This is a genomic window from uncultured Flavobacterium sp. (genome assembly GCF_951805225.1).
Taxonomy (GTDB): Bacteria; Bacteroidota; Bacteroidia; order Flavobacteriales; family Flavobacteriaceae; genus Flavobacterium.
This window is the reverse complement of record NZ_OX638201.1, coordinates 1,709,164-1,735,076: the sequence shown is the minus strand read 5'-3', so window position 1 is coordinate 1,735,076 and position 25,913 is coordinate 1,709,164. Positions and strand designations below refer to the sequence as shown.

The window sequence follows — 25,913 nt, the reverse complement described above, 5'->3', positions numbered from 1 at the left end:
AAACAAATAATTTAAAATCAAAAACAATGAAAACAATTCACACAAACAAACGAAGCATCGCAAATATTTTTGCAATAGGAACTTTCCTTTTGCTTACAACAACAGGTTTTTCACAAAAGAATTTAGAAAAAAGCAAAACAGATTCAGAAGCGATTCGTCCTTATCATATTAGTATTTCAGAAAATGCAATTACAGAACTTCGTGATCGTGTAAATGCTACAAGATGGCCACAAAAAGAAACTGTACAAGATCAGTCACAAGGAGTGAAATTAGCACAAATTCAAGGTCTTGTAAAATATTGGGGAACAGATTACGATTGGCATAAAACAGAAACTAAGCTAAACGCATTACCACAGTTTGTAACCAATATTGACGGATTAGATATTCAGTTCATCCATATAAAATCAAAACACAAAAATGCCTTGCCAATTATTATTACTCATGGATGGCCAGGATCTTTTTTTGAACTTCTAAAAGTTATAGGACCATTAACAGATCCAACTGCTTATGGCGGAAAAGCCGAAGATGCTTTTGATGTTGTAATTCCTTCAATGCCTGGATATGGTTTTTCTGAAAAGCCTACAGGAACGGGTTGGGGAGTAGAAAAAATAGGAAGCGCCTGGGATGTATTAATGAAACGTTTGGGTTATAAACATTATGTAGCACAAGGCGGTGATTGGGGTTCAGTAATTGCAGATGCAATGGCGCGTCAAGCTCCGGAAGGATTATTGGGTATTCACTTGAATATGCCGGCAACAGTTCCTGCTCATATTGCAAAAGCATTACAAGACGGAGATCCAGCGCCTGCAGGATTATCGGTTAAAGAAAAAGCAGCTTTTAATTCTTTGAATAAATTATATACCAGAGGCGCAGGATATGCCGGAATGATGGTTACACGTCCTCAAACTATTGGATATGGACTTACAGATTCACCAGTTGTTTTAGCTTCATTTTTCTTAGACAAATTCAATGATTGGACTTACAGCGGTGGTAATGCAGAGAAATCGCTTACAAGAGACGAAATCCTTGACGATATATCTTTATACTGGTTTACGAATACAGCCAATTCTTCGGCGAATTTATATTGGGAAAACAACAATAACAACTTTAATGCTGTAGAGCAAAGAACAAATGAAATTAAGATTCCGGTTGCTGTAACCGTATTTCCGGGAGAGATTTATCAGGCACCAAAAACATGGGCTGAAAAAGCGTATAAAAACCTGATTTATTTTAATGAAGTAAACAAAGGCGGTCATTTTGCTTCTTGGGAAGAACCACAGCTTTTTACAATAGAACTTCGTGCAGCTTTTAAATCATTGAGAAAATAAAAAAACTATTACATGTAAATATTTTAACACATAGAAACATAGGTTTTATCTTTTAAGAAAGAATAAAATAGAAAATTAAAATTTCGTCACATAGCTATGTGAATTCATGGAAAGTGAAACGCCTTTTGAGTATCAGGAAAACTATGTTTCTATGTGTTTAAATAATTACACACAATCTAAAACACACACAATATGAAAACAAATAAAAACTTCAGCTTATATACAATTGCAATGTTCCTTTTTATGGCTTTTGCTTCAAATAATGCTTCGGCACAACAATCAGGAATAAAACGTACCGATTTACAAAAACACGATCTAAGTATTCCTGGAAGAGAAGCCGTTCAGGCAAGAATTGATTTTGATGCACATTCCGCTTTTGGAAAACATTATCATCCAGGCGAAGAAATCATTTATGTATTAGAAGGCACATTAGAATATGAAGTAGAAGGTAAGGGAACCGTAACGTTAAAAGCAGGAGAAGTTTTGTTTATTCCCGCAGGAATAGTTCATTCGGCAAAAAATAATACAAACGCAAAAGCTTCTGAATTGGCAACGTATGTTGTAGAGAAAGGTAAACCAATTTTAGTTCTGAAGAAATAGTTTGAAGTTTCAGGTTGAAATGCGAATAAATTAACCGCAAAGCACGCAAAGATTTTTTACTCGTAAGTTTCTATAAAAACGCAAAATTCGCAAAGTTGTGCGAAAATAAACTTTGCGACTCTGCGTCTTTGCGCGAAATAAGTTAGCGAACATTGCGTAAACCTTAGCGCGCTTTGCGGTTAATTTATCCGCATTTCATTCACAACTCACAACTCACAATTCACAACTCACAATTCACAACTCACAATTCACAACTCACAATTCACAATTCAAAAACTCATAACTCATAACTCATAACTAAAAGACTGTCCATTTCAACTTTTACTTTGTCCACTTCACCTTTTTTCATCTTTTAAAAAGAGTATTGCCGAGATACCTTTGACGAAGAAATTAACTGATAATCAACTAATCAAAACATTAATAATTATGAAAACGATATTAAAAATCAAAAACAGTTTTACAAATGCAGTTTTATTAATTGCCTTCCTTTTAGTAAATGCAGTAGCAATTGCCCAAACAGAAAAACAAGAAAGTTCACTAGGAACTTTAAAACAAATCAACGCAGGATTATTAAATGTGGGTTACACAGAAGCAGGACCTTCAAATGGAACTCCGGTAATTTTGCTTCACGGTTGGCCTTACGATATTCACAGTTATAACGAAGTCGTTCCAATTTTAGTTTCAAAAGGCTATAGAGTAATCACACCATATTTAAGAGGATCAGGAACAACTCGTTTCCTTTCAAAAGATACCTTTAGAAACGGACAACAAGCAGCATTAGCAACTGATATTATTGCCTTGATGGACGCACTTAAAATTGACAAAGCCATAATTGGCGGTTTTGACTGGGGCGCAAGAACGGCAGTTGTAATGGCAGCACTTTGGCCAGAACGTTTACAAGGACTAGTTTCGGTAAGTGGTTATTTGGTTGTAAATCTTGATGCCAACTTAAAACCATTACCTCCAAAAGCAGAATTGGGATGGTGGTACCAATATTACTTTGCAACCGAAAGAGGAAAAGCAGGTTACGCACAAAACACTTACGAATTCAACAAACAAATCTGGCAAATAGCATCTCCATTATGGAATTTTGACAAAGCCACTTACGATCAAACCGCACAATCTTTTGATAATCCGGATCACGTAGCAATTGTAATTCATAACTACAGATGGCGTCAATCGCTAGAAGCAGGAGAATCTAAATACGATAGTTTAGAAAAACGCTTAGCAACAAGACCAGCAATAAAAGTTCCTACGATTACAATAGCAAGCGACTTTGACGGCGCTTACGCAGATGGAAAAGCCTACGCAGATAAATTCACAGGAAAATATGCCCACAGAATCCTAAAAGGCATCGGACATAATGTACCACAAGAAGACCCAAAAGCTTTCGCCCAAGCAATTATAGACGTAGACGCTTTTGGAAAAAAATAAAAATAAAAATTTTAGAATTAAAAATCAAAAATCAAAAATCAAAAATCAATTCATATTTCACAATCAACAATTAATAATCAACAATTAACAATTATAAAAAGGTCATGGAAAACAACAACATCTTTCAAGTAGAAAAAGTATTATACACAGGAAAAACGCACACTACTGGTGGTCGCGAAGGAGTATCAAAAAGCTCAGACGATCAATTGAATATTAAACTAAGTTCACCGGGATCTTCACGTCCGGGGACAAATCCAGAGCAGCTTTTTGCAGCGGGATGGTCAGCATGTTTTATTGGCGCAATGGGAATTGCAGCTTCAAAACTAAACATTAAATTGCCTGCTGATACTGCCGTAGATACCGAAGTAGATTTATGCCTAACAGATGGAGCTTATTCATTACAGGCACGTTTGAATATCAGTCTTCCCGGTTTAGATCCTGAAACAGCCAAAGCTGTGGCTCATGAAGCGCATCAGACTTGTCCTTATTCTAAAGCAACAAGAGGAAACATTAATGTAGAAATTAATATCCTATAACATCAAATTACTCATCCTGCAAGGTTTCCAAAACCTTGTAGGTTTGATTTTGCATTAAGAGGATTTAACTATTCTAAACAAACTATACCTATTAGGTTTTAGAAACCTTGCAGGAATCACTTAACAGTTAAAATATAAACTCATGAAAAAAATAAAATTATTAACCTTATTACTGCTATTTATCGGAAGAATGGCTTTTAGCCAAAACAATCCTGAGCAGAAAGCAACAAAAGGTTTTGCTTTATTAGAATTATATACTTCCGAAGGATGTTCGAGTTGTCCTCCGGCAGATGAATTAATGGGAAGAATCCAAAACGAATATAAAGACGATAACGTCTATGTTTTGGCATATCAGGTAGATTATTGGGATAAACAAGGCTGGAAAGACATCTTTAGCAATCCTGATTATACCAAAAGACAATACGAATACGCAAAATTCCTCGGAAAAGAACCAATCTATACACCACAAGTAATCGTAAATGGCAAAGCAGATTATATTGCTTCACAAGAAACTATTGTGAGAAACGCTATTAAAAATGCACTTTCTAAACCTGCTGTTGCTAATATATCATTAGAAGCTGTAGAAAACAATAATACACTTGCAGTAAATTATAATGTAGAAGGAACTTCAAAAAACAGTCAGTTATTGATTGCAGTAGTTCAAAAATCAGCCAAAAGCAATGTAAAAAGAGGAGAGAATGCACATCGTATTTTATCACACTATCAAATTGTTCATCATTTGCATACTGTAAATTTAAACAGAGACAGATCCGGAATAGCGATACTTCATTTACCTAAAGATTTTAATACAAAAGATTTTGAAGTACTTGGGTTTATTCAAGATTCAAAGACCGGAAGTATTTTGGGCGTAAACAAAGCAAATTTTCAAGTTCCTTCCTTATAAAAATTAGTAAAAAATAAAGTCGACAAAATGACAGTTTCAAATATTAGTAATTATATATTAAATTATTAATGATTGAAAAACAGTTGATTTAAATTCGTTATATGAAGTTAAAATTTAGGTACAAAAAAGCAATTTATTTTGTGTTTCAAAAGTCAAAATGAAATAAATTGCCTTTCAAAAAATCCTATCTTTGACAAAGCAAGAGCGAAAAAATAGATAAAAAATTATGGAAAAAGTAAAAAGCTTTCACGTTTCCCGTAAGGTGATTTGGGGAAGTTCTATAGCATTGGCAGTTCTTGCTTCGATTCCCAAATTATTTGATGCCGATTCGACACCTGGAGATATTGTCATCAATTCGTCGATTACGTTGATGTTTTCCATTTTTATATGGTATTATAACATTTATAGTCTTCCAAAATTTTCAACACAACGCACCAATAAAAGTTTGTTCAATTGGAAATTGTTGCTAAGTGTCATATTAGGAATTCTGATAATGGTTGTACTCGTAATTGGACATCAAGAACTTTTTCAGATTTCAAAAATGGACGCTCCAATCATGTTCGAATTACGAGGCGTTCTCATCAATTTGATTGTATATATGTTTCTGCATTTGCTTTTCCAAAATTATCAGACACAACAAATGGGAATGGAGCTTGAACGTACTCACGCAATACATCTTGGCGCGCAATACGAACTTTTGAAACAACAAGTCAATCCGCATTTCTTGTTTAATAGCTTGAATACATTAAAATCTATGGTAGAAATTCAGGATCCGCAGAGCTCTGATTTTATTCTAAAACTATCTGATTTTTATCGTTTTACACTCGAAAGCCGAAAATTAGATTTAATACCACTTCGCGAAGAACTTCAAATTTTAGATTCATACGTTTATTTGCTAAAAGCCCGTTTCGAAGATGGATTTGTTCTAATAAACGAAGTTAATCAAAAGCAATACGACTCAGCAATTCCGCCATTTACATTGCAATTATTAATCGAAAATTGTATCAAACACAACGTTGTTTCGCTCGATAAACCTTTGCATATTAATTTATATTCAGAAGATGATTTTCTGATTATCGAAAATAAGATACAACTCAAAAAAGGCGTATTATCGACAGGCGTAGGTCTTGAAAACATTAATCAGAGATTTATGCATCTGATTCATAAAGAAATAGAAATTCATAAAACCGAAACTACTTTTAAAGTAAAAATCCCAATGATCTATGACTATCATAATAATTGAAGATGAAGTTAAAACGGCCAAAGCACTTGGTCAGCTTATTTTGAGTATCAGACCAGATGCTCAAATTTTGTCGTATATACAAAGCATAGACGGAGCCGTAAGTTATTTGATGGAAAATGATCAGCCAGATCTTATTTTCATGGATATTCAACTTGCAGATGGATTATGTTTTGAGATATTTAAAAACGTTGAGGTTTTGTCACCCGTTATATTTTGTACCGCTTTTGACGATTATGCGATCGAAGCTTTTAAATCAAACGGAGTAGATTATGTCCTAAAACCCTTTTCGAGAGAAAGCATTGCAAACGCAATAAAGAAAGTAGGCGAGTTAAAGAATTTCTTTCAAAGGAATAAAAAAATGATGCCTGATTTCGAATATTTATTAACCAGAACCGGCGAAAATACAGGAAAAAGCAGCTTTTTGGTTTTTAAAAACAATAAATATCAAACCGTTCTAACAGAGAATATTGCCTTTTTTTACATCAAAAATGAAACTCCAACGATTATGACATTTGATAAAACCGAATATCAAATTACACAATCCCTTGATGAGGTTCATAAACTATTGTCTACAATGCAATTCTTTAGAATCAACAGACAATATTTGGTTAATTTCTCAGCAATCAGAGAAGCTGAACATTATTTTTCACGCAAATTAATTCTAAAATTAACCGTTCCCACAGAAGAAAAATTATTGGTAGGAAAAGAGAAAGCCACTGCGTTTTTAAGTTGGTTAGAGAATAGATAAATAACTTTTAAATTTTAGTTTTCTCCGCAATATTGTCATATTCGACGGAGGATAAATCTTCGCAAGTAACTCCGCAACGTTTAAACCCGACAGGTTTTTAAAACCTGTCGGGTTTGTCGCGATATTGTTCGTAACAGAAATTGCGAGTATAATATCTCCAATCTTTGTCGAGCTTCTCGCGAAGATTTCTCCTCTGTCGAAATGACAAAAAACTTTATTAATCATAACATTAAGACAAATAAAAAAGCTGATTTACAATAAATCAGCTTTTGTTGTTATAAGTATTTTTCCGGTAACCGTATTTTGAATAAACCCAATTAATTCAAAGTCTTTCAAGTTATAATTCCCAGGTTTAAGAATCTTTATTTTTCCTTCCTTTTCAGTTAAAGAAAAAGAATCAAGCTGTCTCACAATCTGAACATGATGTAATATATTGCCCTTATTTTCACCCCGAATTACATTAGAAGTTGCTTGCTTTTGAATTGTCGCAACAAACAAACTAGTATTTTTCTCCAGTAAATTAGTTTTAAAATCTACTTCGAAAGAATCTTTATCTGATTTTGCATTCAGATTCAAATCTGCGGTGGTTTTGGCTTTTAAAGCATTTGAAACTTTCTGTTCTAAAGCAGATTCATTATAACCCGCAAATTCAGTAGTTCCGTTAATGATAAATTGAGGCGTGTACATTACAAACAAGTGAAGCCAATCCTGATATTTCTGTTGGCGATTCGTAAATTCATTCGAACTAAATTGATCTTTCCATCCCAAACGATCCCAATAATCAACATGATATGCCAGGAAATAAATGTTTTTGTCGCCAGTTTCTTGTTGCAATTTTGCCATTAATTCATCGGCGGGAGGACAACTCGAACAACCTTCTGAAGTAAAAAGTTCTACAACAGCGAAGCTATTATTATTATTATTATTATTAGTTGAGATTTCCAGATTTGTTTTTTCAGATTTTGGCTCTCCAATTAATTCTTCGTGACTGTCCGGAAACATGAAACAATTGAGAAAAAAGAGAACCGAAAGTGCGATTACCGCAACTATTAAAAGTGCATTTTTCATGATTTTTAAAGTTTAAATTTTTACTTTATATAAAGCAAAATAATTAGATGTATTTTAATGTTTTGAATAAACTAAAAAATGTCTGAAATAAACCTTCAGACATTTTAGTTTGATATTTTTTATTTTCTGAAATGAAGAGAAATTTTAAGCTTCGATTTCGTTTTTAACGTAAGTTGCAGTGTATAATTTTCTAAACATAATGTACGTTACGCTTACCATAATAAAGGCAATAATTGCATCGATTGTAGCAGGAAAACCTAATACCGCTACTTTTGAAAAGAAAGCAAAAATGATGTCGAAGAAAACGCCTGCAAATACCCATTCTTTCAACCTTAATAATTTATTCGGAATCAAAAGCGTGATAACTCCGGATACTTTCATTACGCCGAGCAAATAAATAAAGTGCGTTGGATAACCTAGTTGTTGAGTGATTTTCCAAACTACAGGATTTGTAGTAAGTTCAAAAAATCCGCTGGCACCAAACCATAAAGAAGTTAAAATAATTCCTGTCCAATAAATAATTTTTGTTGTTTTTGTGTTCATGATTTTAATTTTTAAGTTGTTAAACAGGACAAATTTGCGACGAAAGGCTTCGGAATCATATTGCTTTTTTGCCGAAACGGACAATTTGAGATTTGAATCAGACATTCTAAACTTTAAGCTTTTCCAGAGAACTAAAGTTTTGATGTAATCCGATTTCGTAACTTTGAAAAATACTTTCTCAACAACAGAAATTCATACAATAAGAATGGGAGCCAAAGAACTACTAAAAGAACATATTGCCAAAACCGCTTCATTAACGGACGAGGAATTCGATTACTTTTTTTCTCATTTTTCACCAATGTCGTTCAAGAAAGGGCAAACGATTGTAAGCGCCGGAGATCATGTTGATTGCGAATATTTTGTGATTTCGGGCTGTTTAAAAGCTTTTTTTATAAATGACGAAATCAAAATGTATATTCTTCAGTTTGCCATGCCTACGTGGTGGACTTCGGATTATAATGCTTTATATAATCAAACAATTGCAACCATAAATATTGATTGTATTACAGATGCTGAAGTACTTTGTATTTCTAATAGTGACCGCGAAGAACTGTGTAAGGAATTCCATCAGGTAGAGCATTTTTTTCGCTGGAGAACCAACAAAGGATATATCGCCTCACAAAAAAGGCTTTTATCTTTTATGAATAACAATGTTAAAACCCGTTATGAAGAGCTTTTGGCATTATATCCTCAATTGTATAATCTTGTTCCCAAACATTTGATTGCCGCTTATTTGGGTGTTTCAAGAGAAACGCTAAGTAGATTGCAAGCTCATAAATAGTATTTTATTATTATTATTATTATTATTATTATTATGTCTTTACGCATAGTTTGTCATTCTGAGGAACGAGGAATCTCCGCAATCCCGAAGCTTCGGGACGCAAACAAAATCGCGCTTGAATTTACGCATAGTTTAAACCCGACAGGTTTTTAAAATCTGTCGGGTTTAGCGCCATATTGTTCACAGAAGAAATTACGTCTATAATATTGCCAATGTTTGTCGAGTTTCTAGTGTGATTTCTCGTTCCTAGAAATGACAAAAATGAGAATGAGTTTCTCGCAGATTCGGCAGATTTAGCAGATTTTTTTATAATGTTTGCGTCTAGTTTTGTCATTTCGACGTGGGTTTTGATTGCGTATGATGGATTAAAATCCATCTCTACAATATATTTTGTTCCTCCGGAACGCCTTAAAAAATTCCGAAGGAATAATACTATAGATTTTAAAACCTTTGTCCCTTTGAACCTCAAAAAAAAAGAATGTGATCTAGGTCACGTAACCAATTTTTATATCCGCCGTTCCTTTGTATTGTAGTTTTAAACACACTTAAATACAATAAAAATGGAAACAACAAATTTTAAAATCGTAAGCTCAAATAGCAACGTAGAATGGACTGGTAGAAAAGTTACCGGTGCACATAATGGTACAATTGGTATCAAAGAAGGTAATTTCATCTTGAATGGTGGAAAAGTAAAAGGAGGCAATATCGTTATTAATACCTCTACAATAAAAATTCTGGACATTACAGATATTGAAGCAAATGAACAATTTGCAGGACATCTTGCTTCGGATGATTTTTTCTCTATCGAAAAATTTCCAACCGCATCTTTTGATATTCTTTCTGTAAAAGAAGTAGCAGACAGCACTTATTATCTTGAAGGCAATCTTACTATAAAAGATATTTCGCATGTTGTTGGTTTTGAAGCAAGTTTAGAGAATGTTGAAAATGCAATTACAGTTTCGGGTAAATTGGTTATTGATCGTACCAAATATGATATTAGATTCCGTTCAGGGAATTTCTTCAAAGATTTGGGTGATACATTGATTTACAATGATTTTGAATTGGATTTCAATATTACTGCACAAGCAATATAATTTAGAACAATCTAAAAACTAAAGTCATGCCTTACGTAAAAATAGAATTGACCCGCGAAGGAGTAACTCGCGAGCAAAAACAGGAATTAATAAGCGGAATAACCACTTTGATTACAGACGTTTTAAACAAAGATCCGCACCTAACTCACGTTGTAATTCAGGAAATCGAATTGGACGATTGGGGTTACGCAGGAGAACAAGTATCAGTATTAAGAGAAAAAGGCATTACAGCCGATAAAAAATAAAGATCATGAAAAAACAAACCATAATAGTTACCGGAGCAGCATCCGGAATAGGAAAAGGAATCGCCAAATATTTTTTGGACAGAGGCGATAATGTTGTCATAAATTCATTAACGCCAAGCGCATTAGAAAATGCTTTTAATGAATTTGGAGCAGGAGATAATCTTGCAATGTTTGCTGGCGATGTGAGCAATGTAGAAACCGGAAAACAATTAGTTGCTTTAGCAATCCAAAAATTTGGATCGGCAGATGTATTGGTGAATAATGCAGGAATCTTTGACAGCAAACCATTTTTGGAAGTTGACGAAGCGTATTTGGATAAATTTTTGAAAACGAATCTAAAAGGAACATTCTTTACTACACAAGCCGTAATTCCGCAAATGTTAGAACAAAAAGGCGGTGTCGTAATCAATATAGGAACACCGTTGGTAAATCACGGATTGGGCGGATGGCCAGCTTCGGCTCCGGTTTCGAGTAAAGGAGCAATTCACGCGTTGACAATTCAATTGGCAGCTGAATTTGGAAAACAAAATATTCGCATAAATACCGTTGCGCCAGGAGTTATCAGAACTCCAATGCACGGTGAAAACGCAGATCAGAGTGCAGGTTTACATTTATTAAATCGAGTAGGAGAGATCGATGATGTTGCCGAAATGGTTTATACCGTGGCAAAAAGCAACTTTATTACCGGATCAATTATCAATGTTGACGGAGGTAAAGCAGCCGGACATAATTTAAATTAAGTTGAAAAATTTTGCAATAGTAATAGCTTTGATGTCCTGCTTAACGGCAGGACTTAAAGCACAAAATAAAATTAAAATGGAAAATCAAGAAGTAGAAATAAAAGCAATTATTGATGTAGTAGAAAATTACTATTTCAAAGGAATTTATGAAGGAGATGAAATGTTGTTGGGAAGTATTTTTCATCCCGGATCACTGCTTTTTGGCGATGTAAAAGGACAACCTTACTTCAAAACTGTAGATCTTTATTTGGACGGCGTAAAAAACAGACAAAGTCCAAAAGACTCCGGAAAACCTTTTAAAGGCGAAATTCTAAACATAAAAGTCGTGAATTCAATAGCGATTGCAGAGATTAATGTTAAAATGTACGACTTTAATTATCGGGATTTTTTATCTTTCCATAAGATTGACGGCAAATGGATTATTGTCAATAAAATGTTGACAGACATTAGCGAATAATTTAAACTCTAAAGCGATGTGGTACAATACAAAAGCGAAGGAACTGTTAGGAATTGATTATCCAATATTGCAAGGACCTTTTGGCGGTAATTTATCAACCGTAGAATTAACCGCGACAGTTTCTAATCTTGGCGGTTTAGGCGGTTACGGAGCTTATACTTTAACTCCGCAGGAAATTTATGAAGCAGACAAACAAATAAAAGCAGCCACGAATAAACCCTATAATATTAATCTTTGGGTTTCAGATCATGATATTCCCAATGGCGGTTTAACCGATGAAGAATTTGAAAAAACAAAAGCGCTTTTCAAACCTTATTATGATGAAGTTGGGATTCCGTTACCGGAAAAACCAGCACCATTTCAATCAAGATTTGAGAATCAATTACAAGTCATTTTAGATGTTCGTCCAAAAGTTTTCAGCTTTATGTTTGGCGTTCCTTCGGATGATGTTTTAGAACAATGTCGAAAATTAGGAATTGTAACAATAGGAGTTGCCACAACACTTGATGAAGGTATTTTTCTGGAAAGTAAAGGCGTTGATATGATTATCGCTTCGGGTTTTGAAGCAGGCGGACACCGACCTTCTTTTTTGGCTTCAGCCGAATCATCCTTAACTGGAACTTTTGTTTTACTGCAATTAATGCGCGAGAAAATAAAAATACCAATCATTGCCGCCGGCGGAATCGCAAACGGAAAGGGAATCGCAGCAGCTTTGACATTAGGCGCAAGCGCAGTCCAAATTGGGACAGCATTTTTAGCAACCGATGAATCGAATGCATTACCAATTCATAGAGAAATGTTATTTTCGGATGCAGCAAAATACACAACACTTTCGCGTGCTTACACCGGAAGACTCGGACGAGGAATCACAAGCCGAATTGCAAAAGATATAATCGGGAAAGAATCAGATGTTCTGCCTTTTCCGTTACAAACTACTTTTATATCTCCATTACGAAAAGCAGCGCTCGATCAACAAAAATGGGATATGATATTATTCTGGGGCGGACAAATTTCGCCAATTTTAAAACACACAAAAGCCAAGGATTTGATGCATTCTTTAATTGAAGAAACTACAGCTTATTTTGAAGGTTTGAAGTTATAGCTATTTCTTGTGCAAACAATAGCGCGACAAACCCGACAGGTTTTCAAAACCTGTCGGGTTTAAACGGGATGCAAACAGATGCGATAATATCACTATAATACAAACTCATTTCAAAATCGGAATGAGTTTTTTTGTGCTTTTTCTGCAACATAAAAATCATATTTGATGTTTTTCATCAATCAGGTGTATGAATTATTGTTATAAAATAAGAAAAATTCAAAATATTTTTTTTAATGGTAAATGTTTGTTTTACAGTAATTTATAACATGAAAAATAAGCTTTTGAAATAATTTCTGAAAAAATATTCTTAAACTATACTAATTTTATAGAATTAGTATATATATTTGTATCACAGAAAACTTCTGTATGATACTTATCCAGAAAGACTGAGGGAATAGGCCCAGTGATGTCTTAGCAACCTGTTACCGAATAAGGTGCTAAATCCTTCCTGCCTTGCGGGACAGATAAGAAAGATTTCCTCAAAATCTGAATAAGATCATTAATGTTAAAACCTTTTTATTTTTTAAAATGAAAACAGACTCAACTTTATACGCGGCTTATGAATTTTTGAATTCAATTTTTGATGCAAATAGTATTGCTGTTTTCCGAATGCGAAAGCATTAAACTCTATCCAATTTCCCTTTTAAATAGCATTTGCTAAAATCCATTTTACATTGGGTTAAAGGAATTCCTTTGTCTAATTTCAACTAAAATATAAATCTTATTATCACTTAAAAATCAAAACAAAATGAAGAAAATACTATTAGGCTTCGCTTTATTTCTTGGAGTTTCACAAACTCAGGCGCAAGACACCAGCTTGCAATTAAAAGGAACTGTTGTAGATACGGTTGCGCAATATGTATATCTGCAGAAATTCCACAATAAAATGTTTACTACAATTGATTCGGTAAAAGTAAAAGACGGAAGTTTTAGTTTTAAAACCAAAGTAAAAACTCCCGAATTATACGGTTTAAGCGTAAATACAGAAGATAGTCCTTTATATATATTCCTTGAAAAAGGTCCAATAACAGTAAAATTAAATCCAAAGAAATACTATAGTGGATCTGTAGTTGAAGGTTCTGAATCTCAGAATTTATTCGAAACCTACAGAAAATCAAAAGATGTAGAAATCAGTAAATTCATTACAGAAAACCCTAAATCTATAGTTTCTGCTTATGTGTTGTACAGAAATTGGTCGTACAGATTAACACCGGAACAAATTACTCAAAACATTGCTTTGCTTGATAAAAGCCTTCAAAGTACCACTTACGTGAAAGAATTAAAAGAACTGGTTACCGTTTTGAACGGATTGGCGGTTGGAAAAAAAGCCCCCGATTTTACCAGCACTAATCCAGAAGGAAAACCAGTTCGCTTTTATGAAAATTTAAAAGGCGGTTATACTTTAGTTGATTTCTGGGCTTCATGGTGCGGACCTTGCCGAAAAGAAAATCCAAATATCGTAGCGGCTTACAAAGAATTTCACGATAAAGGATTCAACATTATCGGAATCTCTTTGGATAAAAAGAAAGAAAACTGGATCAAAGGTATTCAGGACGATAATTTGACCTGGACACACGTTTCGGATTTACTTTTCTGGAATAGCGCCGTTGCTAAATTATATGGTGTAAGAGCAATTCCGGGGAATTATTTAGTGGATTCAAAAGGAATTATCGTAGCAAAAAATCTTCACGGAGAAGAATTGCAAACGACGCTTAAAGCACTTTTAGGACAAGCAAATTAATTTTTTAAACACATAGAAACATAGTTTTTCATTATCTAGAGAGGCGTTTTAACAAATCCTGAAACTTCGGGAGAAGCCTCGTATGTAACTCGACAAAGAAAATTTTACCGCAAAGTTCACAAAGGATTACGCAAAGTTTTGTGAATTATGCTTTGCTTTAAGAACACAAAGGGATTGTGTTTAAAGCTTAATTTAATGATATGGAGCTTTGGGACTATGTGTGAAAATCTAGATTTTTTCAAACATCTTTTATTTAGAATAGAATCTATGTTTCTATGTGTTTAAAAATGCAAACAATAATAAATTTAGTTAATTTAAATGATAAGGAAATGAATGCTATTGAGACAGAAACGAAACCAATTGAATTGGAGTGTTATTTTTCTAAATTCAGAGAAAACACAGTAGGCGTAGATCACACTTTTAAATCGGTTTATGGAAAACAGAATTTGCTGTATGCAGATTGGGTTGCCAGCGGAAGATTATACGTTCCGATTGAGGATATTATGCTTAATAAAATTGGTCCAATGATTGCCAATACGCATTCACTTTCAAGTCAAACCGGAAAAACTTCGACTTATGCTTATCAATATGCTAGAGATGTCATAAAAAAATCTGTTAACGCCAGCGAATCTGATGTTTTGGTTACAACCGGAACCGGAATGACGGCGGCTTTATCAAAATTGCAAAGAATAATGGGTTTGCGAGCGAATGATGATAATGATAAACCTGTTGTTTTTATCACGCACATGGAGCATCATTCGAATCAGGTTTCGTGGTATGAAACGAATGCCGAAGTTGTGATTCTGCATCCTGATGAAAATAATTTAGTTGACCCAAATGTTCTTTCGGAAGAAATTAAAAAATATGCTGACAGAAGTATAAAAATAGGTTCGTTTACGGCTTGTTCGAATGTTACAGGAATTATTACGCCTTATCATCAATTAGCCAAAATCATGCATGAAAACGGCGGACTTTGTTTTGTTGATTTTGCTGCTTCGGCGCCATATGTCAAAATCGATATGCATCCAAAAGATCCAGAACAGCAATTGGATGCAATTTTCTTTTCGCCTCATAAATTCTTAGGCGGACCAGGAACGTGTGGAGTTTTGGTTTTTAATGAACAATTATACAAATCTGATTTTCCGGATAATCCCGGCGGAGGAAATGTAAAATGGACCAATCCGTTAGGGAAATATTGTTATAGCGAGGTCATAGAAGTTAGAGAAGATGGTGGGACGCCAGGCTTTCTACAAGTAATAAGAACTGCCTTAGCTTTAGAATTAAAAGACAAAATGGGAGTTTCAAACATTAAAAACAGAGAAAAAGAATTGCTTGATCTTTGTTTTTCAAGACTTCAAAAAATAAAAGGTTTATCTATTTTAGGAGACCTTAAAACGGATAGAATAGGTTGTGTTTCTTTCGTAATCGAAGACATTCATTATAATCTTATTGTACGACTTTTAAACGATCGTTTCGGAATTCAGGTTCGTGGCGGTTGGTCTTGTGCGAGTACTTATGCGCATTATCTTTTCAATATAAATGAGAAAAAATCAGCGATAATTACAAACGAACTTTTAGAGAAAAATCAAACTAATAAACCAGGTTGGGTTCGTTTATCATTGCATCCAATTATGACAAATGATGAAGTTTCTTTTGTTTGTGATGCAATTGAACAAGTTGCTTTACATTCTAAAAAATGGCAGAAAGATTATGAGTATAATTCGGTTACAAATGAATTTGAAAACCCTGAAATTAAAGAAACTATAGCCGAAGAAGTAAACGAATGGTTTAACTTCGAGTAATACATGAGATAAACATTGATAAAGTAAACCCGACAGATTTTTAAAACCTGTCGGGTTTTTAATAGATAATATTCCATAGGAATATCTCGTCGGTAGAAAAATGGTATTGTTTGGAGTTATGTCCTGTAAGGACATCTGACACAAGAATACATTATAGGCATTTACCAAACGTTCCTACGGAACGTATAAATCACAATTCAAATTTGGTTCTACCGATCAAACATTCCTACGGAATGAAATTGGTTTCCGAAAAAAAAAAAGAATTATTTTAAAGATTCGATAATTTTCTCTCTGTGTGTAATTCCCCAGTTTACTAATGTTTCGGTTACCGGAAGCACAGATTTCCCATATTCTGTAATTGCATAAGCTACAGTTGCAGGTTTAGTATCTTGTTCCGTTCGGCTTACCAGTAAATTTGTTTCCAGTTCCTTTAATTCCTTACTGAGCATTTTGGCAGAGATTCCTCCAATTTCGCGTTGCATTTTCTTAAAATGAATAGTTTGATGCGTTCGGTTTGTTAAGAAACGCAGAATCATAAGTTTCCATTTTCCTCCCAATACATCCAAACTGTCGCGCATCGCCATAAGTTCTTCTGAACAATTGGCTTCACGAAGTATTCCGTTATCATTAATTTTTGCCATACTAGTTTCTATTTGGTAACCGGTTACCTCGGGTTAACCCATAACAAAAATAAGGCTTTAGCGCTATATTTTTGTATAATAAAACAATAAAAATGAAAGCAATTGTACTACAACAAAACAGAGAGTTTCTTGTGGAAGAAATAGAAATTCCACAACCTGAAAACGATCAAATTCAGGTAAAAATTATAGCTTCAGGTTTTAATCCGATCGATTATCAAATGACTGAAGACGGTTCAGAAAGAAAGCTTTTGCGTTCTCCAATTCTCGGACGTGAGTTTTCCGGAATTGTCTCGGCAATTGGCAAAAACGTAACCGATTTTAAAATAGGAGATTCCGCTTTCTGCGGATCAGGAAGTATGGGAACTAACGGAACTTACGCCGAATATATTTGTATTCCCGAAGCAATTGCGGTACATAAACCTTCGAATATTTCTTTTGAAGAAGCTGCAGCAATTCCGTCTGCAGGTTTAACGGCTTTGCAATCCTTTAATCGTATGAATGTTTCTCTTTCGGATTCAATATTAATTACTGGCGCTGCGGGCGGAGTAGGCAATATGCTTCTGAAATTATTGATTGCAAATGATTATGAGAATTTTATTGTTACGGCAGGAAATGATAATAGTATTAATGCTTTACTAAGTCTTGGTGTAAAACCAGAAAAAATCATCAACTATAAAAAAGAGGAGATTTACGAAACCGCATTTTCTTTAAACGAAAATAAAAATTTTGATTTTGTTGTGGATTTGGTAGGGAATAGCACAGCAGAAATTGGAGCGAAACTTCTAAAAACAAACGGAGTTTATGTAGATGTGACTAATTTTTCGACAGCTGAATCGCGCGGAATTCTTTTTACTAACGGCGCTACAATTTTAAATATCTCGAATTACGTTTACGGACTTGAAAAACGCTATGATTATTACAAAAACGGATTAAATGAGCTTAGATTATTGTTGCAAAACGGAATAATCTCACCGCCAGAAATTCAAATTGTTGGAAGTTTAGAGGTTTCTACAGTTACAACTGCACATTCAATATTACGTGAAAATAAAACACAAGGAAAGAAATTAGTAATGCAAATCAATACAATATGAAAACAATTCCAAGACGAATCGTAACAGGCTTACAAAACGGAAAATCAATAATCGAAGAAGATTCTTTAGTAACAAATGTTTCAGAACATTTTCCGGGTTTGATAATTTCTGATATTTGGTCAACAGATAGTACTCCGGCAAAATTTGAAGAGAAAATTATAGAGAATACAGCTTTTCCCAATACACCTTTAAACGGAAGTTATTTTAGATATGTACAGATTCCGCCTGATAAAGATTTGGGAATAGTAACGCCAGAAAATCAACCACATCCTTTAATGCATCAAACAGAAACTCTGGATTATGTCATTATTCTTTCGGGAGAAATTTATTTGATTGTAGACGAAGGCGAAACTTTATTACAAGCTGGAGATATTGTCATACAAAGAGGAACGAATCATGCGTGGAGTAATCGATCCGATTTTCCTTGCATACAATTGGCTATACTTTTGGATGCTTCTAAATAAGCAATTATGTTAAATTTTTAATTATATGAATGAAAAATTAAGATTAAAAACCCAGAAAAATATGGGATTGCTTCTAAAAGATTAAGATTATTTGTAAAAAAAAATATATTATTGAGGAAAGCCGTAAGGTTTCTTCGAGTAGGCAATTTACATTTGAGAAAATAATCTCACTTTTTTATTTGAACTCTTGGTGCACATATTCAATTAAAATACATAAGGGAGAATTTTTTAAACATTAAATTATTTATTAATTATTTGAAAAAAAAAAGTAACGATGAAAAAATTGAAATTAAAAAATTTGAAAGTATTAAAATTAAGTGCCGACGAGAAAAAAGTAGTTAAAGGTGGGACTCGTCCACCTGATAATAGTGGAATACCATGTAACGATATGTCAAGCCCTTATATTTCTTGGTGTAATGGTTGTTCTAATTAATACTTATATAAGAACCATATAATTTTTTAGCCCGTGCAATTTCTTTGTACTCGGGCATTTTTTATTTATTGTAATTAACGAGTTATATCTCGTTAATTACACAGGTAAAATTATTCAGAAATGCTTTTCAAATAATTCTGTATTTTATGAAATTATTTGTTAAGTGTTGTTTTATTTGCTTAAAATTTAAATAATAGCTTATTTTATTGTGAAATTATTTTAAAAATTTATTTTTTTTTATAATTTATAATTCTATTTTTGATCCAAATAATCTCACTTTTATTCTCGAAATAACTAAGTGCACATGGTTAAAATAGAAGGATAAAATGAGGTCATAATTAGTACCCAAATTATTTATTAATCATCTAAAAAAAGTAATGATGAAAAAACTAAAATTAAAAAACCTAAAAGTTGTTAAATTAACTGGAGAAGAGAAAAAAACTGTTAAAGGTGGTGGTTGGCCAACTTCTGAGCCATGTAACATGACTTCTGGACCATATGTTTCTTGGTGTCATGGTTGTGAAGAAGAAGATCATTAATCAGTAAATCTTCTTGATTAGAACATCTTTGAAGGAGTTCTTATAAGAATAAGAAAGTGGCGTAATTATCTTTTGATTTTGCGCCATTTTTTCAATAAGTAATGACTTAGAAAAAGTCATTATAACCCAAACACATTAATATCATTAACCATTTAGAAATATAATAAAAATGAAAAAATTAAAATTAAAGAATTTGAAAGTTGTTAGCTTAAGTAAAGAAGAAAAGAAAACTATCAAAGGTGGTGGTTGGGATACTTCTAACGGATGTAATGCTACTTCAGGACCATTTATCTCTTGGTGTCATGGTTGTGAATTAGAAGATAAGTAAATCTTTTTAATTAGTATTATTAATCACTTAAAGCGTAATAAAAATGAAAAAATTACAATTAAAGAATTTGAAAGTAGTCAAATTGACTAAAGACGAAAAGAAAACTATAAAGGGTGGTGATTGGCCAACTTCTGCAGTATGTCCTGGTCCTGGAACAGGACCTTATAATTCATGGTGTCATGGTTGTGAAGCAGTAGATTAAACCTTATTGAATAGTATTATTAATCATTTAAAATATAATAAAATGAAAAAATTAAAATTAAAAAATTTGAAAGTTGTTCAAATGACTAAAGAGGAAAAGAAAACTATTGCCGGTGGTAGTTGGCCAACTTCAGGTGAGTGCAATAGAACATCAGGACCGTATGTTTCTTGGTGTCATGGTTGTGAACAAGAACCAGCTCAACAATAATTTTAAACGAAGTTTTGCAATAATAAGAAAATGGCGCAATTGTCTTTTGATTTTGCGCCATTTTTTGGATAAGTCCAGGTGTATAAAACCTTATTATAGTCTATACAGATTAGCATTAATTAATTATTTAAAACATTATAAAAATGAAAAAATTAAAATTAAAGAATTTGAAAGTTGTTCAAATGTCTAAAGACGAAAAGAAAACTATTACTGGTGGTGCCTGGCCAACTTCAGGCGAATGCAATAGAACATCAGGACCATATGTTTCTTGGTGTCATGGTTGTGAAGTGCCAATTGATTAAAACAATCTTAAAAAGAGATCTTATAAAAAAATAAGGAAAATAATGGCGCAATTGTCTTTTTGATTTTGCGCCATTTTTTGGATAAGTCCAGATTCATATAACCTTATTATGGTCGATATAGATTAGTATTATTAATTATTTAAAACATAATAAAAATGAAAAAATTAAAATTAAAGAATTTGAAAGTTGTCAAATTGACTAAAGACGAAAAGAAAATTGTAAAAGGAGGTAATTGCACTACAGTAAGTTCTGAACCGCCATCCGGACCTTATATTTCATGGTGTAACGGTTGTGGAGAAGAAGATCACTAATTTATAAACCACCGTAAAAATGAAAAAATTAAAATTAAAGAATTTGAAAGTTGTCAAATTGACTAAGGAAGAAAAGAAAACTGTAAAAGGTGAAGGTTGCACAACAGTAAGTTCAGATAAACCATCAGGCCCATATATTTCGTGGTGTAATGGTTGCGAACCACCAATTGACTAGGACAGTTTTAAAATGTGTTCTTCTGTGAATCAGAAGATGGCGCAATTATCTTTTGATTTTGTGTAATCTTTCAACAACTCAGGATTTAGAAAGTCTTTTTTAAAATTTGACTTGTACAATTTATTAATTATTTAAAACAATAAACATGAAAAAATTAAAATTAAAGAACCTGAAAGTGGTCAAATTGACTAAAGAAGAAAAGAAAACTGTAAAAGGTGGCGGTTGGGATACGTCAGCACCATGTGACAGTATTATTTCAGGACCTTATATTTCTTGGTGTCATGGATGTGGAGACGAAGATCAATAAAATTATTTAAAACAATAAACATGAAAAAACTAAAATTAAAAAATTTGAAGGTTATCAAATTAAGCAATGAAGATAAAAAAGTATATAAAGGTGGAAATATGGCGGAATGGCCAACTTCTGCAGTATGTCCTGGTGCTACAACAGGACCTTATGATTCATCGTGTCATAGTTGCCAATAATTTTTTGTTATAACTTTTTGTAGCAAAATAGTAAAAAAGCCTTTGAATTTATGGTTCGGCAGAAATGCAAAACATTATAAATTTAGAGAATGTGGGAAACCGTAATGTTATAAAAGTCAGACTATTTATATTTGACAAAATAGTCTGACTTTTTTGAAATCGATAGATACTTAAGCATTTTATAAAAAAAATATTGTTTTTTAATTTTTTGTCGGATTGCAGGAATTAACTATCAAATATTAAAATAGTGATTTATCTATTTAATAAGTTAAAGACTATTAAATAATTATGAATATTTATAAGTATAAAACTTACATTTATTGTTTGTCTTTTTAAGTAATTATTTATAAAATGCTCTTTTTTTTAATTAAAATAATACAAAAGCTACAAAAAATTATCATATTATTTTAATTAAATATTTTTTTTTGTGATTTTTAATTCTACATTTGGTAAAGTTTATCTCACTTTTGTTTTGAAATTTTAGGTGCACATATATTTTGAAATAAAATATTGTGAGATGATTTTTAAACCATAAATACATTATTAACCATTAAAAAAAAGTAACAATGAAAAAGTTGAAATTAAAAAATTTGAAAGTTGTAAAATTGGATTCTGAAGCTAAAAAAGCTATTAAAGGTGGAACTCAGATTGAGTGGGATACTTCAGGGCAATGTAATAGAACATCAGGTCCATACGTTTCTTGGTGCCACGGTTGCGAATAGTAGTCGCTTCTAATTTTTAAACTAAAAAATTTTATAATTACAAAAAATATAACCATGAAAAAATTGAAATTAAAAAATCTTAAAGTTGTAAAATTAACTTCTGAAGAGAAAAAATCTGTTAACGGCGGATACGTACAATGGGATACTTCAGGGCAATGCAATAGAACATCAGGTCCATACGTTTCTTGGTGCCACGGTTGCGAATAGTAGTCACTTCTAATTTTTAAACTAAAAAATTTTAATAATTACAAAAAATATAACCATGAAAAAATTAAAATTAAAAAATCTTAAAGTTATAACATTAACTTCAGAAGAGAAAAAAGTTGTTGAAGGTGGAAAAATTCAAGATTTGACTACTTCACACCCATGCAATGAAACATCAGGACCATACGTTTCTTGGTGCCACGGTTGCTAGTACTAATCTCTTATATTTTTTAACTCACAAATTAGTTTAATTGTAAAAAAAGTAACAATGAAAAAATTGAAATTAAAAAACCTGAAAGTTATTACATTAACTCCAGAAGAGAAAAAAACTGTTAGTGGTGGATATATTGCACCATGGAAAACTTCAGGCGAATGCAATGCAACATCAGGACCATACGTTTCTTGGTGCCACGGTTGCTAGTAGCAATCTACAGACTTATATTCTTTAATTAAAAATATTTATAGCTTTTAATTAATTATATCAGTAGCAGCTTTTGGTAAAACAAAAGTTGCTACTATTTTTAGACCCCAGCCAGTTATTAATAAGACCATCAATGAAAAGAAGTTACCTACTATTTTTTTTGTTATTATCCCAAATTGCATTAAGTCAGACTAAATTTTCTGAAAACCAAAAATTAGTTGAAACCTGTAAAATATGGGGATTTTTAAAATATTATCATCCCGAAGTTGCCAGCGGAAAAACAAATTGGGATGAACAACTCTTCAAAGTTTTACCGCAAATTGAGAAAGCCAAAACTAAAGAAGAATTTTCTAAAACAATAGAAACCTGGATTGATGATCTTGGCGCAGTTGCATTAACTAAAAATGTAGCGCAAGATTCTGATTCAAATTATTTTTTGAAAAATCTAAATTTAGATTGGATAAAAAATAAAAATTTCTTTTCAGAAAAACTTTCTAAAAAACTACAATTTATAGTCGAAAATAGATTTCAAGGAATCAATCACTATATAATATCTAAAGAAGATTCTCCTTATCCAATTGAGTTTGTGAACGAATCAGGATATCCTAATTTTCAATGGACAGATAAAAATCTTCGAATTTTGGCATTATTCCGTTATTGGAATTATGTAGAATATTTTTTTCCGTATAAATATCAAATGGATCAAAACTGGGATGAAGCTTTAGCTCAAGTTCTGCCAAATATTTATGCTCCAAACTCAGAGAAGGACTTTGTTATGACAATGCGCGAGTTATCAGTAAAATTAAATGATACTCATGCTTCTACTTACAGCGATAAAATGTCAGAGTTTTTTGGTGGCGAAAAATTCTTAGCTTTTTCAGTTAAAATTATTGACGAAAAAGCTGTGATAACCAGAGTTGCAAATGATTCTCTTGCAAAAATCGATGATTTGAAAGTAGGCGATGTTATGACCAAATTTAACGGAAAAACAATTCATGATGTTTTAAAAGAAAACGAAAAATATATACCGGGATCCAATAAATCTGCAGCTTTACCTGATTTGGCGTGGGTTACCTTTAGCGGAAATACAAATGAAGTAGAAATTGAATATATCCGTGACAATCAAACGGGAGTTAAAAAAGTACATCGTTACAATCCAAAAGACATTAAAAGAAAACCGAATACGGATCCAAAATGGAAGTTTCTTGAAGATAATATTGGATACGTAAATATGGGTCGCCTTGAAGTAAAGGAAGTAAAAAGTATGATGGACGAGTTCAAGAATGCCAAAGCCATTATTTTTGATATCCGAAACAGACCCAAAGAAACACATCGTTATATTAATGAATATTTGAATCCGGAACCTAAAGTTATTTCAAGCTTTATTATTCAGGATTTGAGTTTTCCGGGCCGATATATTTGGAGAAAAGAGAATGATGTATGCGGTAAATTAAATCCTGATTATTACAAAGGAAAAGTAATTGTGCTTGTAAACGAAGTAACATTAAGTCATGCCGAATATACTACAATGAGTTTTCAAACGGCACCAAATACTACAGTAATTGGCAGTCAGACATCTGGCGCTGATGGTGCAAATTATCCTTTTGACATTATCAAAGGATTCTCTTCTTCATTTACTTCTCAAGGTGTTTTTTATCCAAATAAAAAAGAAACACAACGCGTGGGTATTGCAATTGATGTTGAAGTAAAACCAACAATATTGGGAATTCAGCAAGGAAAGGATGAAGTGCTTGACAGAGCAAAAGAGTTTATAAAAACCGGAAAATAGTTTATTGGAATTAACGAATTTAAAAAGTTTATTATTTTAAAATGCAAGACGAAAAATTACTTAAAATTGAAAAAAATATTTGGGACGATTTTATAAAAAAAGATACAGATAATATAGGTTTATACGTTGGATTATCCGGACTTATTCTTTTTTATGATTCTCTTTTTGAAGCATATCCTATTGAAGAATATGAAAACAAGTTACTCGAAGTTATAGAGAAAGTCAATGAAGTGATTGAGACAAAACAAGATTCTATGACTCTTTGTACTGGCGTTGCCGGATACGGATTAATTTTATTACGACTAAAAAATAAAAGTATTGATATTGATCTGGAATACTTTGAAACTATAGATCAGATTTTAATTGAAGAGTTTGAACTGTTATGCAGTAATAACGGATTTGATTTTATGCATGAAGCTATAGGAATTTCAATGTATTTTATAGAAAGATATAAAATAAGCAAAGACGATAAGATAGCTGCTATTTTGAACACTTTTGCCAAAGATTTAATTCATAAAATTAATGTGGATTTTAAAAATGTTCTTATCAAAAATGATGAAAATAGAGGAGATTATTATTCTTTAGGCCTGGCACATGGTGTTGCAGGATATTTAAATTTTTTACTTTATTTCCATAAACATTTCCCAACATCAGACACAGAAATTAAAAAAGCTTTAAGAACCTGTAGAGAATTCCTTTTTTCATATAAAGGATTTGACGATCGCAGTAACCAATATTACGCCAATGTCTATTCTTTGACGTCAAAGAATTTTATTCCGTCGAGACTTTCTTGGTGTCAAGGCGATTTGGGAGTTTCAAATGCATTATATAATACCGGTGTTTTTCTTGATGACGATTCTTTAATAAATGAAGCCATAGAATTAATGAATCATAGCGTTTCGCTGGATTTTAAAAATTCTTATATTAATGATTTTGGCTTTTGTCATGGCTCTTCAGGTGTTTTAATTCAGTTTTATCTCGCGCAAAAAAAGTACAACATTGATTACAGTCAAAAAATCGATTATTGGTTTGAAATCCTAAAAGAGCAAACCAGCAATTTTGAAGAATATCCTTGGTACAGCAATCGCGAAGAAAAATATTTTCCAGAGATGAATTTGCTTGTGGGCGCCGTAGGATTAGGGTTAACACTATTGACCGTCGAAGATAAAATAAGCACCAATTGGTTAGAGATGTTTAATTTACATTAAACATAATCTGACAACTATAATTTT

Annotated in this window: 36 protein-coding genes and 1 riboswitch; of the genes, 32 read left to right on the top strand and 4 right to left on the bottom strand. The window is 32.6% G+C overall.

What is annotated here, in order from left to right; genetic code table 11:
* Positions 1-26 precede the first annotated feature (26 nt).
* From WN975_RS07475 to WN975_RS07445, 7 genes are all read left to right on the top strand, one after another.
* A complete protein-coding gene (locus tag WN975_RS07475; protein ID WP_337965964.1) occupies positions 27-1,328 on the top strand; it encodes an epoxide hydrolase in 1,302 nt (433 codons plus the stop codon).
* A gap of 192 nt (positions 1,329-1,520) precedes the next feature.
* Positions 1,521-1,928 (top strand): cupin domain-containing protein, encoded by a 408-nt coding sequence (locus WN975_RS07470; protein ID WP_337965963.1) that lies wholly within the window; start codon positions 1,521-1,523, stop codon positions 1,926-1,928.
* A 426-nt stretch (positions 1,929-2,354) separates the two neighbouring features.
* Positions 2,355-3,362, top strand: coding sequence for an alpha/beta hydrolase (locus tag WN975_RS07465; protein ID WP_337965962.1), 1,008 nt, complete (start codon positions 2,355-2,357; stop codon positions 3,360-3,362).
* A gap of 104 nt (positions 3,363-3,466) precedes the next feature.
* Positions 3,467-3,898, top strand: a complete 432-nt coding sequence (locus WN975_RS07460; RefSeq protein ID WP_337965961.1) for an organic hydroperoxide resistance protein — start codon at positions 3,467-3,469, stop codon at positions 3,896-3,898.
* Positions 3,899-4,040: 142 nt separating this feature from the next.
* Complete coding sequence (locus WN975_RS07455; RefSeq protein WP_337965960.1) at positions 4,041-4,802, top strand: DUF1223 domain-containing protein; 762 nt, start codon at positions 4,041-4,043, stop codon at positions 4,800-4,802.
* Between the two features lie 226 nt (positions 4,803-5,028).
* Entirely contained in the window at positions 5,029-6,045 is a 1,017-nt protein-coding gene (locus tag WN975_RS07450; RefSeq protein WP_337965959.1) for a histidine kinase, read from the top strand.
* Positions 6,026-6,793: a LytTR family DNA-binding domain-containing protein gene (locus WN975_RS07445; protein WP_337965958.1), complete on the top strand. Its 768-nt coding sequence runs from the start codon at positions 6,026-6,028 to the stop codon at positions 6,791-6,793. Before WN975_RS07450 ends, WN975_RS07445 begins: the two co-directional genes overlap by 20 nt.
* Before the next feature lie 252 nt (positions 6,794-7,045).
* On the opposite strand, the gene WN975_RS07440 is transcribed toward WN975_RS07445, so the two are convergent.
* Positions 7,046-7,861, bottom strand: coding sequence for a DUF1223 domain-containing protein (locus WN975_RS07440; RefSeq protein ID WP_337965957.1), 816 nt, complete (start codon positions 7,859-7,861; stop codon positions 7,046-7,048).
* Positions 7,862-8,005: 144 nt separating this feature from the next.
* Positions 8,006-8,404: a DoxX family protein gene (locus tag WN975_RS07435; RefSeq protein ID WP_099712618.1), complete on the bottom strand. Its 399-nt coding sequence runs from the start codon at positions 8,402-8,404 to the stop codon at positions 8,006-8,008.
* A 163-nt stretch (positions 8,405-8,567) separates the two neighbouring features.
* On the opposite strand from WN975_RS07435, the gene WN975_RS07430 reads away from it, so the two are divergent.
* A complete protein-coding gene (locus WN975_RS07430) occupies positions 8,568-9,185 on the top strand; it encodes a Crp/Fnr family transcriptional regulator (RefSeq protein WP_338140814.1) in 618 nt (205 codons plus the stop codon).
* 121 nt (positions 9,186-9,306) lie between these two features.
* Here WN975_RS07430 and WN975_RS07425 read toward each other — a convergent pair whose 3' ends face one another.
* Complete coding sequence (locus WN975_RS07425; protein WP_337965956.1) at positions 9,307-9,519, bottom strand: hypothetical protein; 213 nt, start codon at positions 9,517-9,519, stop codon at positions 9,307-9,309.
* Positions 9,520-9,745: 226 nt separating this feature from the next.
* On the opposite strand from WN975_RS07425, the gene WN975_RS07420 reads away from it, so the two are divergent.
* The 7 genes from WN975_RS07420 to WN975_RS07390 all read left to right on the top strand — a co-directional run bounded on the left by WN975_RS07420 (position 9,746) and on the right by WN975_RS07390 (position 16,366).
* Positions 9,746-10,279 (top strand): YceI family protein, encoded by a 534-nt coding sequence (locus WN975_RS07420; RefSeq protein WP_337965955.1) that lies wholly within the window; start codon positions 9,746-9,748, stop codon positions 10,277-10,279.
* 26 nt (positions 10,280-10,305) lie between these two features.
* Complete coding sequence (locus tag WN975_RS07415) at positions 10,306-10,524, top strand: 4-oxalocrotonate tautomerase family protein (protein ID WP_337965954.1); 219 nt, start codon at positions 10,306-10,308, stop codon at positions 10,522-10,524.
* A 5-nt stretch (positions 10,525-10,529) separates the two neighbouring features.
* The gene (locus tag WN975_RS07410; RefSeq protein WP_337965953.1) at positions 10,530-11,264 is read left to right on the top strand and encodes an SDR family oxidoreductase; all 735 of its coding nucleotides are present in this window, start codon (positions 10,530-10,532) and stop codon (positions 11,262-11,264) included.
* A 76-nt stretch (positions 11,265-11,340) separates the two neighbouring features.
* Positions 11,341-11,721 (top strand): nuclear transport factor 2 family protein, encoded by a 381-nt coding sequence (locus WN975_RS07405; RefSeq protein ID WP_337965952.1) that lies wholly within the window; start codon positions 11,341-11,343, stop codon positions 11,719-11,721.
* Positions 11,722-11,737: 16 nt separating this feature from the next.
* Positions 11,738-12,823, top strand: coding sequence for a nitronate monooxygenase (locus WN975_RS07400; protein WP_337965951.1), 1,086 nt, complete (start codon positions 11,738-11,740; stop codon positions 12,821-12,823).
* Between the two features lie 370 nt (positions 12,824-13,193).
* A riboswitch (SAM riboswitch) is annotated at positions 13,194-13,294 on the top strand.
* 277 nt (positions 13,295-13,571) lie between these two features.
* Complete coding sequence (locus WN975_RS07395; RefSeq protein ID WP_337965950.1) at positions 13,572-14,564, top strand: TlpA disulfide reductase family protein; 993 nt, start codon at positions 13,572-13,574, stop codon at positions 14,562-14,564.
* 329 nt (positions 14,565-14,893) lie between these two features.
* A complete protein-coding gene (locus tag WN975_RS07390; RefSeq protein WP_337968978.1) occupies positions 14,894-16,366 on the top strand; it encodes an aminotransferase class V-fold PLP-dependent enzyme in 1,473 nt (490 codons plus the stop codon).
* Positions 16,367-16,629: 263 nt separating this feature from the next.
* On the opposite strand, the gene WN975_RS07385 is transcribed toward WN975_RS07390, so the two are convergent.
* Positions 16,630-17,007, bottom strand: a complete 378-nt coding sequence (locus tag WN975_RS07385) for a helix-turn-helix domain-containing protein (protein WP_099708038.1) — start codon at positions 17,005-17,007, stop codon at positions 16,630-16,632.
* A gap of 92 nt (positions 17,008-17,099) precedes the next feature.
* Between WN975_RS07385 and WN975_RS07380 the strand changes: the two genes are divergently transcribed.
* The 17 genes from WN975_RS07380 (at position 17,100) to WN975_RS07300 (ending at position 25,889) form a co-directional block, all read left to right on the top strand.
* Positions 17,100-18,098, top strand: a complete 999-nt coding sequence (locus tag WN975_RS07380) for an NADP-dependent oxidoreductase (protein ID WP_337965949.1) — start codon at positions 17,100-17,102, stop codon at positions 18,096-18,098.
* A complete protein-coding gene (locus WN975_RS07375) occupies positions 18,095-18,562 on the top strand; it encodes a cupin domain-containing protein (protein WP_337965948.1) in 468 nt (155 codons plus the stop codon). Before WN975_RS07380 ends, WN975_RS07375 begins: the two co-directional genes overlap by 4 nt.
* Positions 18,563-19,375: 813 nt before the next feature.
* On the top strand, positions 19,376-19,534 hold the full coding sequence (locus WN975_RS07370; RefSeq protein WP_337965947.1) for a hypothetical protein: 159 nt from the start codon (positions 19,376-19,378) through the stop codon (positions 19,532-19,534).
* Between the two features lie 193 nt (positions 19,535-19,727).
* Entirely contained in the window at positions 19,728-19,862 is a 135-nt protein-coding gene (locus WN975_RS07365) for a hypothetical protein (protein ID WP_337965946.1), read from the top strand.
* A gap of 43 nt (positions 19,863-19,905) precedes the next feature.
* Positions 19,906-20,064 (top strand): hypothetical protein, encoded by a 159-nt coding sequence (locus tag WN975_RS07360; protein WP_337965945.1) that lies wholly within the window; start codon positions 19,906-19,908, stop codon positions 20,062-20,064.
* 42 nt (positions 20,065-20,106) lie between these two features.
* Complete coding sequence (locus tag WN975_RS07355) at positions 20,107-20,271, top strand: hypothetical protein (RefSeq protein ID WP_337965944.1); 165 nt, start codon at positions 20,107-20,109, stop codon at positions 20,269-20,271.
* A 143-nt stretch (positions 20,272-20,414) separates the two neighbouring features.
* Positions 20,415-20,573, top strand: coding sequence for a hypothetical protein (locus WN975_RS07350; RefSeq protein ID WP_337965943.1), 159 nt, complete (start codon positions 20,415-20,417; stop codon positions 20,571-20,573).
* 155 nt (positions 20,574-20,728) lie between these two features.
* Positions 20,729-20,884, top strand: a complete 156-nt coding sequence (locus WN975_RS07345; protein WP_337965942.1) for a hypothetical protein — start codon at positions 20,729-20,731, stop codon at positions 20,882-20,884.
* Positions 20,885-20,927: 43 nt separating this feature from the next.
* Positions 20,928-21,059: a hypothetical protein gene (locus WN975_RS07340; RefSeq protein WP_337965941.1), complete on the top strand. Its 132-nt coding sequence runs from the start codon at positions 20,928-20,930 to the stop codon at positions 21,057-21,059.
* A gap of 184 nt (positions 21,060-21,243) precedes the next feature.
* Entirely contained in the window at positions 21,244-21,366 is a 123-nt protein-coding gene (locus tag WN975_RS07335) for a hypothetical protein (protein WP_337965940.1), read from the top strand.
* 44 nt (positions 21,367-21,410) lie between these two features.
* Positions 21,411-21,545, top strand: coding sequence for a hypothetical protein (locus WN975_RS07330; RefSeq protein ID WP_337965939.1), 135 nt, complete (start codon positions 21,411-21,413; stop codon positions 21,543-21,545).
* Positions 21,546-22,111: 566 nt separating this feature from the next.
* Positions 22,112-22,267 carry a hypothetical protein gene (locus WN975_RS07325; protein ID WP_337965938.1) on the top strand — a complete coding sequence of 52 codons (156 nt, stop codon included), beginning with the start codon at positions 22,112-22,114 and terminating at the stop codon, positions 22,265-22,267.
* 54 nt (positions 22,268-22,321) lie between these two features.
* Positions 22,322-22,474: a hypothetical protein gene (locus WN975_RS07320; protein WP_337965937.1), complete on the top strand. Its 153-nt coding sequence runs from the start codon at positions 22,322-22,324 to the stop codon at positions 22,472-22,474.
* Between the two features lie 55 nt (positions 22,475-22,529).
* Positions 22,530-22,682 (top strand): hypothetical protein, encoded by a 153-nt coding sequence (locus WN975_RS07315; protein WP_337965936.1) that lies wholly within the window; start codon positions 22,530-22,532, stop codon positions 22,680-22,682.
* A gap of 57 nt (positions 22,683-22,739) precedes the next feature.
* Entirely contained in the window at positions 22,740-22,892 is a 153-nt protein-coding gene (locus WN975_RS07310) for a hypothetical protein (protein WP_337965935.1), read from the top strand.
* Positions 22,893-23,025: 133 nt separating this feature from the next.
* Positions 23,026-24,681 carry a S41 family peptidase gene (locus WN975_RS07305; RefSeq protein ID WP_337965934.1) on the top strand — a complete coding sequence of 552 codons (1,656 nt, stop codon included), beginning with the start codon at positions 23,026-23,028 and terminating at the stop codon, positions 24,679-24,681.
* Positions 24,682-24,722: 41 nt separating this feature from the next.
* Positions 24,723-25,889, top strand: a complete 1,167-nt coding sequence (locus WN975_RS07300; RefSeq protein WP_337965933.1) for a lanthionine synthetase LanC family protein — start codon at positions 24,723-24,725, stop codon at positions 25,887-25,889.
* The last annotated feature ends 24 nt before the right edge of the window (positions 25,890-25,913 follow it).